Below are 13,986 nucleotides of genomic sequence, written 5' to 3'. Positions count from 1 at the left end.
GAGAGTGGCGCTCAGGCCTCATGCGGGTGGCGGGGCGCGGCCGGGTGCGGCTGCAGGCCGGCACCGCCGTGGCCGGTGGCAAAGGCCTCCAGGTGCGGCACCTCGCCATGCAGCTTGAGCGGGCGGTTGCCGGTGAGCCGGCGCAGCAGCACGTAGAACACCGGCGTGAGGAAGAGGCCGAAGGCCGTGACGCCGATCATCCCGGCGAACACCGCCACACCCATGGCGCTGCGCATCTCGGCACCGGCGCCGGTGGACAGCACCAGCGGCAGCACACCCATCACGAAGGCCAGCGAGGTCATCAGGATGGGGCGCAGCCGCAGGCGGCTGGCCTCGATGGCGGCCTGCACGGGCGTGCGGCCGGCAAACTCCAGCTCACGGGCGAACTCCACGATCAGGATGGCGTTCTTGGCGCTCAGCCCCACCAGGACCACCAGGCCGATCTGGGTGAACACGTTGTTGTCGCCACCGGACAGCCACACGCCCGTCATCGCCGCCAGCAGGCCCATGGGCACGATGAGGATGATGGCCAGCGGCAGCGTCAGGCTCTCGTACTGCGCGGCCAGCACCAGGAACACCAGCAGGATGGCCAGCGGGAACACGATGACCGCGGAGTTGCCGGCCAGGATCTCCTGGTACGTCAGCTCGGTCCACTCGAAGCCGATGCCGGGCGGCAGCGTCTCCTTGGCGATGCGCTCGATGGCTTCACGCGCCTGGCCCGACGAGTAGCCCGGGGCCGGGCCGCCGTTGATGTCGGCCGACAGGAAGCCGTTGTAGCGCATCGCACGCTCGGGCCCGAAGCTGGGCTGCACCTTCAGCAGCGCCGCCAGCGGCACCATCTCGCCGCTGGCCGAGCGCACCTTCAGCAGCCCGATGTCGTCGGGCCGCGCACGGTGGGCGGCATCGGCCTGCACCCGCACCGAGTACGTGCGGCCGAAGCGGTTGAAGTCGTTCACGTACAGGCTGCCCAGGTAGATCTGCAGCGTGTCGAACACGTCTGTCACCGCCACGCCCAGCTGGCGCGCCTTGGTGCGGTCGATGTCGGCGTACAGCTGCGGCACGTTGACCTGGTAGCTGCTGAACATGCCGGCCAGCTCGGGCGTCTGGTAGGCCTTGGCCATGAAGGCCTTGGTGGCGGCGTCCAGCGCCTCATAGCCCAGCGAAGCGCGGTCTTCCAGCTGCAGCTTGAAGCCGCCCGTGGTACCCAGCCCCTGCACCGGCGGCGGCGGGAACATCACGATGAAGGCGTCTTCGATCTGCGCGAACTGCTGGTTCAAGGCCCCGGCGATGGCGCCGGCGCTCAGGGCCGCGCCGGTGCGCTCTTCAAAGGGCTTGAGGCTGACGAACACCACGCCCGAGTTAGAGCTGTTGGTGAAGCCGTTGATCGACAGGCCCGGGAAGGAGATCGCGTGCTCCACGCCCGGCTGCTTGAGCGTGAGCTCGCCCATGCGGCGGATGACCTCGTCGGTGCGGTCCAGCGTGGCGCCGTCGGGCAGCTGGGCGAAGCCGATCAGGTACTGCTTGTCCTGCGCCGGCACGAAGCCGCTGGGCACCGCCTTGAAAAGGCCGAAGGTCACGGCCACCAGCGCCAGGTACAGCGCCATCATCAGCGCCTTGCGGCCGATCACCCGGGTGACGCCGCCGCCATAAGCCTGCGAGCCGCGGCCGAAGGCGCGGTTGAAGCGGCGGAAGAACCAGCCGAAGGCCCGGTCCATGCCGCGGGTGAGCGCGTCCTTGGGCGCGTCGTGGCCCTTGAGCAGCAGTGCCGCCAGCGCCGGCGACAGCGTGAGCGAGTTGACCGCCGAGATGACGGTGGAGATGGCGATCGTCAGCGCGAACTGGCGATAGAACTGGCCGGTGAGGCCGCTGATGAAAGCCAGCGGCACGAACACCGCCACCAGCACCAGCGCAATGGCGATGATGGGACCCGACACCTCGCGCATCGCGCGGTAGGTGGCCTCGCGCGGGCTGAGGCCGGCCTCGATGTTGCGCTCGACGTTCTCCACCACCACGATGGCGTCGTCCACCACGATGCCGATGGCCAGCACCAGGCCGAAGAGGCTGAGCGCGTTGATCGAGAAGCCGAACAGGTGCATCACCGCGAAGGTGCCCACCACCGACACCGGCACCGCCAGCAGCGGGATGATGGACGCGCGCCAGGTCTGCAGGAACACGATCACCACGATGACCACCAGCAGCACGGCTTCCAGCAGCGTGTGCACCACCGACTCGATGGACGCGCGCACGAACTGCGTGGTGTCGTAGACGATGCTGTACGCCACGCCCTCGGGCATGGCCTGCTGCGCCTCGACCATGGTGGCGCGCACCTGGTCGGCGATGTCGATGGCGTTCGACCCCGGCGCCGCCAGGATGGCGATGGCCACCGCTTCCTTGTTGTCGAGCAGCGAGCGCAGCGCATAGTCGGCCGCGCCCAGCTCCAGCCGCGCCACGTCGCGCAGCCGCGTCACCGCGCCATCGGCACCGGTCTTGACGATGATGTCGCCGAACTGCTCCTCGCTTTCCAGCCGGCCCTGCGCATTGACCGACAGCTGGAAGTCCACGCCCGGCAGGCCGGGTGAGGCGCCCACCACGCCGGCCGCGGCCTGCACGTTCTGCTGGCGGATGGCGGCGGCCACGTCGCCCGCGGCCAGGCCGCGCTCGGCCACCTTGGCCGGGTCCAGCCACACGCGCATCGCGTAGTCGCCGCTGCCCCACAGCTGCACCTGGCCCACGCCCTTCAGCCGGGCCAGCCGGTCCTTCAGGTTGATGGCGGCGTAGTTGCGCAGGTAGGTGTTGTCGTAGCGGCCGGTGGGCGACGAGAGGTGCACCACCAGCGTCAGGTCGGGTGAGCTCTTGACGGTGGTGACGCCCAGCCGGCGCACCTCTTCAGGCAGCCGGGGCTCGGCCTGCGAGACGCGGTTCTGCACCAGCTGCTGCGCCTTGTCGGGGTCCACCCCCAGCGCAAAGGTGACGGTGAGCTGCATCACGCCGTCGGTGGTGGCCTGGCTGCTCATGTAGAGCATGCCTTCCACGCCGTTGATCGACTCTTCCAGCGGCGTGGCCACCGTCTCGGCGATCACCTTGGGGTTGGCGCCCGGGTATTGCGCGCGCACCACCACCGAAGGCGGCACCACCTCGGGGTATTCGGACACCGGCAGCACCCGCAGCGCCAGCAGGCCGCCGATGAGCATCAGCACCGACAGCACGCCGGCGAAGATCGGCCGGTCGATGAAGAACTTGGATAGGTTCATGGCCTGCCCCTGATCACGAATTGGCCTGCGCGGCCTTGCGCTCGGTGGCGGCGGTGACGTCGGGCTTGGCATCCATGGGCACCAGCTTGGGCGCCACCTGCACACCCGGCCGCACCCGCTGCAGGCCGTTGACCACCACCCGTTCGCCGGCCTTCAGGCCCTGGGTGACGATGCGCAGGCCGTCCACCGTGGCGCCCAGGCTCACCTCGCGCCACACCAGCTTGTCGCCTTCGCCCACCACCATCACGTAGCGCTTGTTCTGGTCGGTGCCCACGGCGCGCTCGTTCAGCAGAAGCGCCTGGCCGCTGCGCGGCTGGCCCATCTGCAGCCGTGCGAACTGCCCGGGCGTGAGCTGGCCCTGCGGGTTGTCGAACACCGCGCGCACACGCACCGTGCCGCTGCGGGCATCGACCATGTTGTCCACCAGCTGCAGCCGGCCTTCCACCGCGCTGCCGTCCACCGTCTGCATGCGCACCGGAATGCGGTGCAGCTGCGCCTGCCGCTGCTGCGCCGGCAGCTCGGCCAGGGCCTTGGCGACGATGCGCTCATCGGCATCGAAGCTGGCATAGATGGGGTTGACCGACACCAGCGTGGTCAGCGCCGGCGCGCCGGCGCCGGCAGCGATGAGGTTGCCCACCGTCACCTCGATGCGGCCCACGCGGCCGGCCACCGGCGCGCGCACCTGGGTGTAGCCCAGGTTGAGTCGTGCCGACTGCAGCGCGGCCTGCGCCGCACGCAGGTTGGCGGCGGCCTCGTTGTGGGCATTGCGGCGCTCGTCCAGCTCGCGCTGGGCGATGGCCTGTTCCTGCCACAGGCGCTGGGCGCGTTCCAGCTCGCTCTGGGTGAAGGCCAGGCGCGCCTGCGCGGCGGCGGCCTGGGCTTCGGCGCGGTCCACCTCGGCGGCGAAAGGCGCCGGGTCGATGCTGACCAGCAGCTCGCCCGCCTTGACCAGCGAGCCTTCACGGAAATGCACCGCCTGCACCGCGCCGGCCACGCGGGAGCGCACCTCCACGCGGTCCACGGCTTCCAGCCGGCCCGAGAACTCGTCCCAGGCGGTGACCTCCCGGGCTTCCACGGTGGCCACGGACACCGGCACCGCCGGTGGTGCCGCCTGCGCGGCGAAAGGGACAAGGCCGCGGCGGCGGCGATGGCGGTGACGGCAATGCCGCCGAGCCACCAGGCGCGTGGCCGGCTCAGGAAGGGGCGATTCATGAGGTACTCCTGCTGGAAAGACGGGACCGCGGGCGCATTCGTCGACGGCCCGGCTGTTTCTTGTGAGGGGTGCGTGGCGTGATGCCAAGGAACCTGGGCTCTACAATGCGATCTCAGTTTCCGAAAGGCAAGTACCCACCTTTTGGTAAGTGCCAGAAATTTTTCCGGAGGCCCCGTGATTCGCAAGACCTATGGCTGTGGCCTGGAAGCCGCGTTGTCGCTCATCGGCGGCAAGTGGAAGCTGCTGATCCTCTACAACCTGACGGGTGGCGAGCCCCGCCGCTTCGGCGAGCTGCGGCGCGCCATCGGCCACATCAGCGAGAAGATGCTGACGCAGGAGCTCAAGGAGCTGGAGCTGGATGGCGTGGTCAACCGCCGCGACTACCAGGAGGTGCCGCCGCGGGTGGAATACACCATCACGCCCTTCGGTGAATCTTTGATGACGGCACTGACGCCCTTGTGCGAGTGGGGCAGCAAGCACATGAAGAAGATCGGCAACCTGCCCACGCAGGTGCTGCCAGACGACGAGAATGAACCCGTGGTGTGCAGCAAAGCGAAGGTGAAGGCATGACGACGATCCAGGCGCAATGGAACAGCGAACGCGGCGTGACCGCCTGCGAAGTGGCCCTGCCGGGCGGCCTGCTGTCGGTGGACATCGACGCCAAGCCCGGCGAGGCGGCCACGGCGCCGTCCCCCCACGACCTGCTGGATGCGGCCCTGGCCGCCTGCACCACGCTCACGCTGGAGCTCTACGCCCAGCGCAAGGCGATGGAGGTGCGGCAGATCGACGTGAAGGTGACGCACAGCCATGCGGCCGGCGCCTACCGCATGCAGCGCAGCATCCAGGTGTTCGGCGCCCTCACCGACGACCAGCGCGCCGCGCTGCTGCGGGTGGCCGAGGCCTGCCCGGTGCACAAGACGCTGGTGGGCGACATCCAGATCGACACGCACCTGGTCGCCGACGTGCTGTAAGCACGGCGCCGCACGAGGCGGCTGTACTCAGCCCGGCGCCGCCGGACCGCTCAGGCCCAACCGGCGGGCCAGCCGCGCCAGGTTGCCACGGTCCAGGCCCAGCTCGCGCGCGGCCGGCGCCCAGCGCTGGCCATGGCGCTGCAGCGCCTGGGTGATGAGCTGGCGCTGGTAGGCGTCGACCGCCTCGCGCAGCGGCAGGCCCGCGGCGGTGGCCGGCGCGGCTTCCTCCGCGGCCAGGCGCTCGTCGGCCAGCACGGCCCCGCCATCCGCCCCCGCGGGCAGGCCCAGGTCCCCGGCCGTGAGGCTGAGGATGCGCGGCTGCCCGGCGCCCGAGCTGCCCGCCCGGCCGACCGCCCGCAGCACGCTGCGGCCCACCAGGTGTTCCAGCTCCCGCACGTTGCCCGGCCAGTCGTGCGCCAGCAGCGCGGCCTGGGCATCGGCCTCCAGACGCAGGCCGCCCAGGCCCAGGCGGGCGCGGTTCTGCTCCAGGAAGTGGCCGCAGATCTGCAGCACGTCGCGGCCCCGCTCACGCAACGGCGGCACCTGCAGCGGGTACACGCTGAGGCGGTGGTAGAAGTCGGCACGCATGCGGCCGGCCTTCACCTCCTGCGCCAGGTGGCGGTTGCTGGCCGCGATCACCCGCACGTCCACATGCCGTTCGCGGTCGGAGCCCAGGCGCTGCAGCTGGCCGCTTTGCAGCACGCGCAGCAGCTTGGCCTGCACCGGCTTGGCCAGCTCACCCACTTCGTCGAGGAACAGCGTGCCGCCGTGGGCCAGCTCGAACTTGCCGGCGCGGTCGGCGGTGGCCCCGGTGAAAGCGCCCTTCACATGGCCGAACAGCTCGCTTTCCACCAGGGTATCGGGCAGGGCCGCACAGTTGATGCTGACCATCGGCTGCCCGGCCCGTGGCGAAGCGGCATGCAGCGCCTGTGCCACCAGTTCCTTGCCCACGCCGGTTTCGCCCTGGATCAGCACGCACAGGTCGCTGGCGCCCACCAGCGCGATCTCCTTCAACAGCGCGCGGTGGGCGGCGCTCTGGCCGATCAGCCGCTGCCCGGCGGGCTGCGCGGCCAGGCGGTAGCGCTCGACGCTGGTGGTGAGCTGGCCGATGCGCTCGGCCGCTGCCGCCGTGGCCGCGGCCAGGCTGGCCAGCGTGTCCAGCACCTTCAGGTCCACCTGGTCGAACTGCTGCGGCCGCAGCGCATCCAGGGTCAGCAGGCCCCAGGGGCGGCCGCTGCCGTCGGCCAGGTGCAGCGCGCAGCCCAGGCAGTCGTGCACCGGCAGGTGGCCTTGCAGCCCTTCCACCAGGCCGTCATACGGGTCGGGCAGCTCGCAGTCGGCGGCAAAGCGCAGCGGGCCGGGCGCCTGCAGCAGGGCCTGCAGCCGCGGGTGGTCGGCCACGCGAAAACGCCGGCCCAGCGTGTCAGGGCTCAAGCCGTCCACCGCCATCGGGCGAAGGGCGTCGCCTTCCAGCCGCAGCAAAGCGGCGGCGTCGCAGGGCAGCACGCTGCGCAGGCCTTGCAGCAGGCGGCGGAAGCGCTCGGCCTCCGGCAATTCGCGCGACAGGTCGGCCACCAGCGGCACGATGGCGTCCAGCAGCTGTGTCGGTGTCATTTCGACCTCACTGAGTTTTAATGACCTCATTGTGACGCGGTCATTCAGACGACGCGGCACGCCAAGTCATTGATTTTCAAGGCCTGGCCGCATGGCCCGATGCTTGCGCTTGTGCAGGCATCGTCAACCCTGGAGCCCCCATGCTCACCGAAGCCCAGCGCGTCATCATCCGCGCCACCGTGCCGCTGCTCGAAACCGGCGGCGAAGCCCTGACCACCCACTTTTACCGGCTGATGCTGGCCGAGCACCCCGAAGTGCGGCCGCTGTTCAATGCCGCGCACCAGGCCAGCGGCGCCCAGCCGCGCGCGCTGGCCAATGGCGTGCTGGCCTATGCCAAGAACATCGACCGGCTGGAAGCCCTCGGCCCGCTGGCGGCGCAGATCGTCAACAAGCACGTGGCGCTGCAGGTGCAGCCCGAGCACTACCCCATCGTCGGCGGCTGCCTGCTGCGCGCCATCCGCGAGGTGCTGGGCGCGGACGTCGCCACCGACGACGTGATCGCCGCCTGGGCCGCCGCCTACCAGCAGCTGGCCGACCTGCTCATCGGCGCCGAGGCGCAGCAGTACGACGCACTGGCCACCGCCCCGGGCGGCTGGCGCGGTGGCCGCGACTTCCGCGTCGCCGACAAGGTGCGCGAGAGCGACGAGATCACCAGCTTCCACCTGCTGCCGGTGGACGGCGGGCCGGTGGTGGATTTCCGCCCCGGCCAGTACATCGGCCTGCGGCTGGTGATCAATGGGCAGGAAGTGCGGCGCAACTACTCGCTGTCGGCCGCACCCAACGGTCGCAGCTACCGCATCAGCGTCAAGCGCGAGGCGGGCGGCGTGGTGTCCAACCACCTGCATGACCGGGTGCAGGCCGGCGACACGCTGGTGCTGTTCCCGCCGGCCGGCGACTTCACGCTGGCCGAAGGCAGCCAGCGCCCGCTGCTGCTGATCAGCGGCGGCGTCGGCATCACACCCACGCTGGCCATGCTGGAGGCGGCGCTGGCCGACGAGGCCGACGGGGCTGACCAAAGGCCGATCCACTTCATCCACTGCGCGCGCCACCCCGGCGTGCAGGCCTTCGGCGCGCAGGTCGATGCGCTGGCCCGGCAGCATCCGCGGCTGCAGCGCTTTTACCTGTACGACGAGGCGGCGCCCGGCGACCAAGCCAGCGGCCGGCTGACCACCGATCGGCTGCAGGCCTGGCTGCCCGCGGCGCCGGCCGAGGTGGAGGCGTACTTCCTGGGTCCGCAGCCCTTCATGCGGGCAGTCAAGCGCTCGCTGCACGCGCTGGGAGTGCCTGCGGAGCAGATGCGTTACGAATTTTTCGGGCCCGCCAGCGCTTTGGACTGACCGCTGTCGATCCGCCGCTGCCGTGTTCGTCGTAGGGTGGAAGGCTCGTGGAGCCCCACCCTTGTTGTCGAAGGCGAACCGGCATGGCGCACCCACCCGCGAACGAACCCTCTGCCGCACCCGCCCGCCAGCGCTGGCTGGCCCTGGCCGTGCTGTGCCTGGGCGTGCTGATGATCGTGCTGGACACCACGATCGTGAACGTGGCGCTGCCTTCCATCCGCGCCGACCTGCAGTTCACCGAAACCACGCTGGTGTGGGTGGTCAATGCCTACATGCTCACCTTCGGCGGCTTTCTGCTGCTGGGCGGTCGGCTGGGCGACCTGTACGGGCACCGGCGGCTGTTCCTCGCCGGCATCACGGCCTTCAGCCTGGCCTCGCTGGGCTGTGGCCTCAGCCACACGCAGGGGGCGCTGGTGGCCGCGCGGGCGCTGCAGGGCGTGGCCGGCGCGGTGGTGTCGGCGGTGTCGCTGTCCTTGATCATGACCCTCTTCACCACGCCGGCCGACCGGGCCAAGGCGATGGGGGTCTACGGCTTCGTCTGCGCCAGCGGCGGCAGCATCGGCGTGCTGCTGGGCGGGCTGCTCACCGGCACGCTGGGCTGGCCGGCCATCTTCCTGGTCAACCTGCCGATCGGGCTGCTGGTGTTCGTCGCTTCCTGGCGGCTGCTGCCTTCGGCCCGCGGTCCGGCGGTACGGCTGCGGCTGGACCTGGCGGGCGCGGGCAGCATCACGCTGTCCCTGATGCTGGCGGTGTACGCGGTGGTCGATGGTCAGGCGGCCGGCTGGTGGTCGGCGCGCACGCTGGGCCTGCTGGTGGCGGCGCTGCTGTTCGCGGCCTTCATCGCCATCGAGCGGCGGGTGGCCGCGCCGCTGGTGCCGCTGGGGCTGTTCAGGCTGCGCAACGTGGCCACGGCCAATGCCGCCGGCGTGCTGTGGGCCGCCGCCATGTTCGCCTGGTTCTTCATCTCGGCCTTGTACATGCAGGCGGTGCTGGGCTACTCGCCGATGCAGGTGGGCCTGGGCTTTCTGCCGGCCAACCTGCTGATGGCGGCGTTTTCACTCGGGCTGTCGGCCCGCATCGTCATGCGCTTCGGGCTGCGCGGTCCGCTGGCCGCGGGCCTGGGCATCGCCGCGCTGGGCCTGGCCTGGTTCGCCCGCGCGCCGGTGCAGGGCCAGTTCCTGCTGCATGTGCTGCCGCCCATGCTGCTGCTGGGCCTGGGCGCCGGCGTGGCCTTCAACCCGATGCTGCTGGCCGCGATGAGCGACGTGCCGCCCGAAGACGCCGGCCTCGCCTCGGGCGTGGTCAACACCGCCTTCATGATGGGCGGCGCGCTGGGCCTGGCGCTGCTGGCCAGCCTGGCCGCCGCACTCAGCGCCCAGGCGCTGGCTGCCGGCCTGGCGCCCACGGCCGCGCTGCACGCCGGCTACCAGCTGGCCCTGTGGCTGGGCGCCGTGTGCGCAGGCGCGGCCAGCCTCTTGTGTGCGCTGGGCTTGCGCACCCCTGCTGCCGCGGCCGCGGCGGCTTCACCCGGCGCTGCTTCTCACGGCGCCTGACCACCAGGAGAAGACGATGTCCCGTTACGTGGATGGATTCGTGGTGCCCGTGCCCCGGGCGCGGCTGGACGACTACCGCCAACTGGCCGAAAAAGCCGGCGCGGTGTGGATGGAATACGGCGCCCTGGCCTACTGCGAATGCGTGGCCGACGACGTGAAGCCCGGCAAGCTGACCTCCTTCCCGCAGAGCGTGCAGCTGAAGGACGACGAGACGGTGGTGTTCGCCTACATCGTCTATGAGTCGCGGGAGGCGCGCGACCGCATCAATGCCCAGGTGATGGCCGACCCGCGCCTGGCCGACATGGACGCCAGCAACATGCCGTTCGACGGCCAGCGCATGTTCTGGGGCGGCTTCGCACCGCTGGTGACGATCGGCGACACCGCGGGTTGAGCGGCCGCCGGCAGCGCCCGATGACCTGCGAGGTCGTTGAGCGCCTGCGCCGGGCGCGAGAAGCTGGCGGCGCCGTCACCAAGCCGGCACCCACCCAGGAGCAGACCATGACCGATGTTTCCAGCACCCCGACCGACCCCACCGCACGCGCCCGCCAGCTGGCCGAGCGCTACGTTGCCCTGTGGAACGAAACCGACCCCGCGCGCCGGCGCCAGCAGCTGCAGGCGCTGTGGGCGGAGGACGGCAGCTACGTCGACCCGATGATGCAGGCGCAGGGCCACGGCCAGATCGAGGGCCTGATCGCCGCGGTGCAGCAGCGCTTCCCGGACTTTCGCTTCCGGCTGGCCGAAGGCAGTGCCGACGGCCACGGCGACCGGCTCCGCTTCTCTTGGCACCTGGGGCCGGCCGGCGTGGAAGCGCCGATCAAAGGCACCGACTTCGCGACGCTGAACGGCGGCCGGCTGCAGGCCGTCAGCGGCTTCATCGACGCCCTGCCGACCGCGTGAAAGCCGCCAGCATCGGCGACCTGCTGCGCGAGTGGCGCGCCCGTCGCCACCTGAGCCAGATGGCGCTGGCGATGGAGGCCGACATCTCGCAGCGCCACCTCAGCTGCATCGAGAGCGGCAAGGCCGCGCCCAGCCGCGAGATGGTGCTGCGCCTGGCCGGCCGGCTGGACGTGCCGCTGCGCGAGCGCAATGCCATGCTCGTGGCGGCCGGCTTCGCCCCGCTGTACGCCGAGCGCCCGCTGCACGACCCGGCGATGGCACCGGCTCTGCGAGCCGTGGAAGCGGTGCTGCAGGGCCACGAGCCGTGGCCGGCGCTGGCCGTTGACCGCCACTGGCAGCTGCTGGCCGCCAACCGCGTGCTGCCGATGCTGCTGTCCGGCGCCGAGCCGGGGCTGCTGGCACCGCCGGTCAACGTGCTGCGGCTCAGCCTGCACCCGCAGGGGCTGGCGCCGCGCATCCTCAACCTGGCGCAGTGGCGCGCCCACCTGCTGGAGCGGCTGCGGCTGCAGATCCTGGCCACCGGCGATGCCGTGCTGGTGGAACTTCTGAAGGAACTGCAGGACTACCCCGGGCCGGCGCCGCTGGCCGAGGACGCCGACACCGGCGCCTGGGGCGGCATCGCGGTGCCCCTGCGCCTGGCCACGCCGGTGGGGCCCTTGTCGCTGCTGTCCACCACCACCGTGTTCGGCACGCCGCGTGACGTGACGCTGGCCGAGCTGGCGCTGGAAGCCTTCTACCCGGCGGACGAAGCGACGGCCGAGCGGCTGCGCCGGCTGGCCGCCGAATCCACGTAGGCCGACGCCCACCCCTTGAATCGGCGTTCGCCGTCCCTATAATCCGTTTGCTAGCACTCGACAGGGTTGAGTGCTAACACTCCAAAAGAGACCGACAGACGGGTTGGGGGCGCCTGCCGCCACGGCCCGTGAGCCCACCCAAAGTGTCATTGCACTAGGAGATCCCATGAAACTTCGTCCGTTGCACGATCGCGTGATCGTCAAGCGCCTGGAACAAGAAACCAAGACCGCCTCTGGCATCGTGATCCCCGACAACGCCGCCGAGAAGCCCGACCAGGGTGAAGTGCTGGCGGTTGGCCCCGGCAAGCGCAACGACAAGGGCGACTTCGTGGCCCTGAACATCAAGGTCGGCGACCGCGTGCTGTTCGGCAAGTACAGCGGCCAGACCGTCAAGGTCGACGGCGACGAGCTGCTCGTCATGCGCGAAGAAGACCTCTTCGCCGTCGTCGAGAAGTAAACGGGGCCCCCAGGCTGCGGTCGCGGCGCTGCCGCGATCCTCGCCACCCCCCGAGGGGGCTCTCGCCGGACCGGGCGACCCGGATCCGGCTCGGCTCCCCCGCCAGACACATTGATTGAATTTGGAGAAGCAACATGGCAGCTAAAGACGTGATCTTCGGCGGCGAGGCCCGTGCCCGCATGGTCGAAGGCGTGAACATCCTGGCCAACGCGGTCAAGGTCACCCTGGGTCCCAAGGGCCGCAACGTGGTCCTCGAGCGCTCGTTCGGCGCCCCCACCGTCACCAAGGACGGTGTCTCGGTGGCCAAGGAAATCGAGCTGAAGGACAAGCTCCAGAACATGGGCGCCCAGATGGTCAAGGAAGTTGCTTCCAAGACCTCGGACAACGCCGGTGACGGCACCACCACCGCCACCGTGCTGGCCCAGGCCATCGTGCGCGAAGGCATGAAGTACGTGGCCGCCGGCATGAACCCGATGGACCTGAAGCGCGGCATCGACAAGGCGGTCACCGCCCTGGTCGAGCAGCTGAAGAAGGCTTCCAAGGCCACCACCACCAGCAAGGAAATCGCGCAGGTCGGCTCCATCTCGGCCAACAGCGACGAATCCATCGGCAAGATCATCGCTGACGCGATGGACAAGGTCGGCAAGGAAGGCGTCATCACCGTCGAAGACGGCAAGAGCCTGGACAACGAGCTGGATGTCGTCGAAGGCATGCAGTTCGACCGCGGCTACCTGTCGCCCTACTTCATCAACAACCCCGAGAAGCAAGCCGCGCTGCTGGACAACCCGTTCGTCCTGCTGTTCGACAAGAAGATCTCGAACATCCGCGACCTGCTGCCCACGCTGGAACAAGTCGCCAAGGCCGGCCGTCCGCTGCTGATCATCGCTGAAGAAGTCGAAGGCGAAGCGCTGGCCACCCTGGTGGTCAACACCATCCGCGGCATCCTGAAGGTCGTGGCCGTCAAGGCGCCTGGCTTCGGCGACCGCCGCAAGGCCATGCTGGAAGACATCGCCATCCTGACCGGCGGCAAGGTCATCGCTGAAGAAGTGGGCCTGACGCTCGAGAAGGTGACGCTGGCCGACCTGGGCCAGGCCAAGCGCGTGGAAGTGGGCAAGGAAAACACCACCATCATCGATGGCGCCGGTGCCGCTGCCGACATCGAAGCCCGCGTCAAGCAGATCCGCATCCAGATCGAAGAAGCCACCAGCGACTACGACCGCGAGAAGCTGCAAGAGCGCGTGGCCAAGCTGGCCGGCGGCGTGGCCGTCATCAAGGTCGGTGCCGCCACCGAAGTCGAGATGAAGGAAAAGAAGGCCCGCGTGGAAGACGCGCTGCACGCCACCCGCGCTGCCGTGGAAGAAGGCATCGTGGCTGGTGGTGGCGTGGCCCTGCTGCGTGCCAAGCAGTCCGCTGGCGAGATCAAGGGCGACAACGCCGATCAGGAAGCCGGTATCAAGCTGGTGCTGAAGGCCATCGAAGCCCCGCTGCGCGAAATCGTCTACAACGCCGGTGGCGAAGCCTCCGTCGTCGTGAACGCCGTGCTGGCAGGCAAGGGCAACTACGGCTTCAACGCCGCGAACGACACCTACGGCGACATGATCGAGATGGGCATCCTGGATCCCACCAAGGTCACCCGTACCGCGCTGCAGAACGCCGCTTCGGTCGCTTCGCTGATGCTGACGACCGAGTGCATGGTTGCCGAAGCTCCGAAGGACGAGGCCGCTGCGCCCGCCATGCCGGGTGGCATGGGCGGCATGGGCATGGACATGTAAGTCCAGGCTCCACAACCTCCACGAAAAGCCCGCGGTGCAAGCCGCGGGCTTTTTGTCGTCTGCCGTTTTTCACCCCTTATCCGCGCTTAGTGCAGCCGGGCGGCTGCCGAGAATGCTGCATTGGTCC

Annotated in this window: 11 protein-coding genes and 1 pseudogene; 9 read left to right on the top strand and 3 right to left on the bottom strand. The window is 69.8% G+C overall.

The window, feature by feature from the left end; all coding sequences use genetic code 11:
* Positions 1-11 precede the first annotated feature (11 nt).
* Both MW290_RS17295 and MW290_RS17290 read right to left on the bottom strand, forming a co-directional pair.
* Positions 12-3,251 carry an efflux RND transporter permease subunit gene (locus MW290_RS17295; protein ID WP_250198949.1) on the bottom strand — a complete coding sequence of 1,080 codons (3,240 nt, stop codon included), beginning with the start codon at positions 3,249-3,251 and terminating at the stop codon, positions 12-14.
* A gap of 13 nt (positions 3,252-3,264) precedes the next feature.
* Positions 3,265-4,463 (bottom strand): annotated as a pseudogene (locus MW290_RS17290) (efflux RND transporter periplasmic adaptor subunit).
* 175 nt (positions 4,464-4,638) lie between these two features.
* On the opposite strand from MW290_RS17290, the gene MW290_RS17285 reads away from it, so the two are divergent.
* Both MW290_RS17285 and MW290_RS17280 read left to right on the top strand, forming a co-directional pair.
* A complete protein-coding gene (locus MW290_RS17285) occupies positions 4,639-5,034 on the top strand; it encodes a winged helix-turn-helix transcriptional regulator (protein ID WP_250198948.1) in 396 nt (131 codons plus the stop codon).
* The gene (locus MW290_RS17280; RefSeq protein ID WP_250198947.1) at positions 5,031-5,435 is read left to right on the top strand and encodes an OsmC family protein; all 405 of its coding nucleotides are present in this window, start codon (positions 5,031-5,033) and stop codon (positions 5,433-5,435) included. The genes MW290_RS17285 and MW290_RS17280 overlap by 4 nt, the downstream gene beginning before the upstream one ends.
* A gap of 27 nt (positions 5,436-5,462) precedes the next feature.
* Here MW290_RS17280 and norR read toward each other — a convergent pair whose 3' ends face one another.
* Positions 5,463-7,049 (bottom strand): nitric oxide reductase transcriptional regulator NorR, encoded by a 1,587-nt coding sequence (gene norR / locus MW290_RS17275; protein WP_250198946.1) that lies wholly within the window; start codon positions 7,047-7,049, stop codon positions 5,463-5,465.
* Positions 7,050-7,189: 140 nt separating this feature from the next.
* Here norR and hmpA point away from each other — a divergent pair, with 140 nt between their 5' ends.
* The 7 genes from hmpA to groL all read left to right on the top strand — a co-directional run bounded on the left by hmpA (position 7,190) and on the right by groL (position 13,859).
* Complete coding sequence (hmpA, locus tag MW290_RS17270) at positions 7,190-8,386, top strand: NO-inducible flavohemoprotein (RefSeq protein ID WP_250198945.1); 1,197 nt, start codon at positions 7,190-7,192, stop codon at positions 8,384-8,386.
* A gap of 83 nt (positions 8,387-8,469) precedes the next feature.
* On the top strand, positions 8,470-9,939 hold the full coding sequence (locus MW290_RS17265; protein WP_250198944.1) for an MFS transporter: 1,470 nt from the start codon (positions 8,470-8,472) through the stop codon (positions 9,937-9,939).
* A gap of 16 nt (positions 9,940-9,955) precedes the next feature.
* Positions 9,956-10,330, top strand: coding sequence for a DUF1428 domain-containing protein (locus MW290_RS17260; protein ID WP_250198943.1), 375 nt, complete (start codon positions 9,956-9,958; stop codon positions 10,328-10,330).
* Positions 10,331-10,437: 107 nt separating this feature from the next.
* The gene (locus MW290_RS17255; protein WP_250198942.1) at positions 10,438-10,836 is read left to right on the top strand and encodes a nuclear transport factor 2 family protein; all 399 of its coding nucleotides are present in this window, start codon (positions 10,438-10,440) and stop codon (positions 10,834-10,836) included.
* The gene (locus MW290_RS17250) at positions 10,833-11,630 is read left to right on the top strand and encodes a helix-turn-helix domain-containing protein (protein ID WP_250198941.1); all 798 of its coding nucleotides are present in this window, start codon (positions 10,833-10,835) and stop codon (positions 11,628-11,630) included. Before MW290_RS17255 ends, MW290_RS17250 begins: the two co-directional genes overlap by 4 nt.
* A 166-nt stretch (positions 11,631-11,796) precedes the next feature.
* Positions 11,797-12,087, top strand: coding sequence for a co-chaperone GroES (groES, locus tag MW290_RS17245; protein WP_054018942.1), 291 nt, complete (start codon positions 11,797-11,799; stop codon positions 12,085-12,087).
* Positions 12,088-12,221: 134 nt separating this feature from the next.
* Entirely contained in the window at positions 12,222-13,859 is a 1,638-nt protein-coding gene (gene groL, locus MW290_RS17240) for a chaperonin GroEL (protein WP_250198940.1), read from the top strand.
* Positions 13,860-13,986: the final 127 nt, after the last annotated feature.

Source organism: Aquincola tertiaricarbonis (assembly GCF_023573145.1).
GTDB classification, from domain to species: Bacteria; Pseudomonadota; Gammaproteobacteria; order Burkholderiales; family Burkholderiaceae_C; genus Aquincola; species Aquincola tertiaricarbonis_B.
Note: the sequence above shows the minus strand (reverse complement) of the source record. Positions and strands in the feature narration are given on the sequence as shown.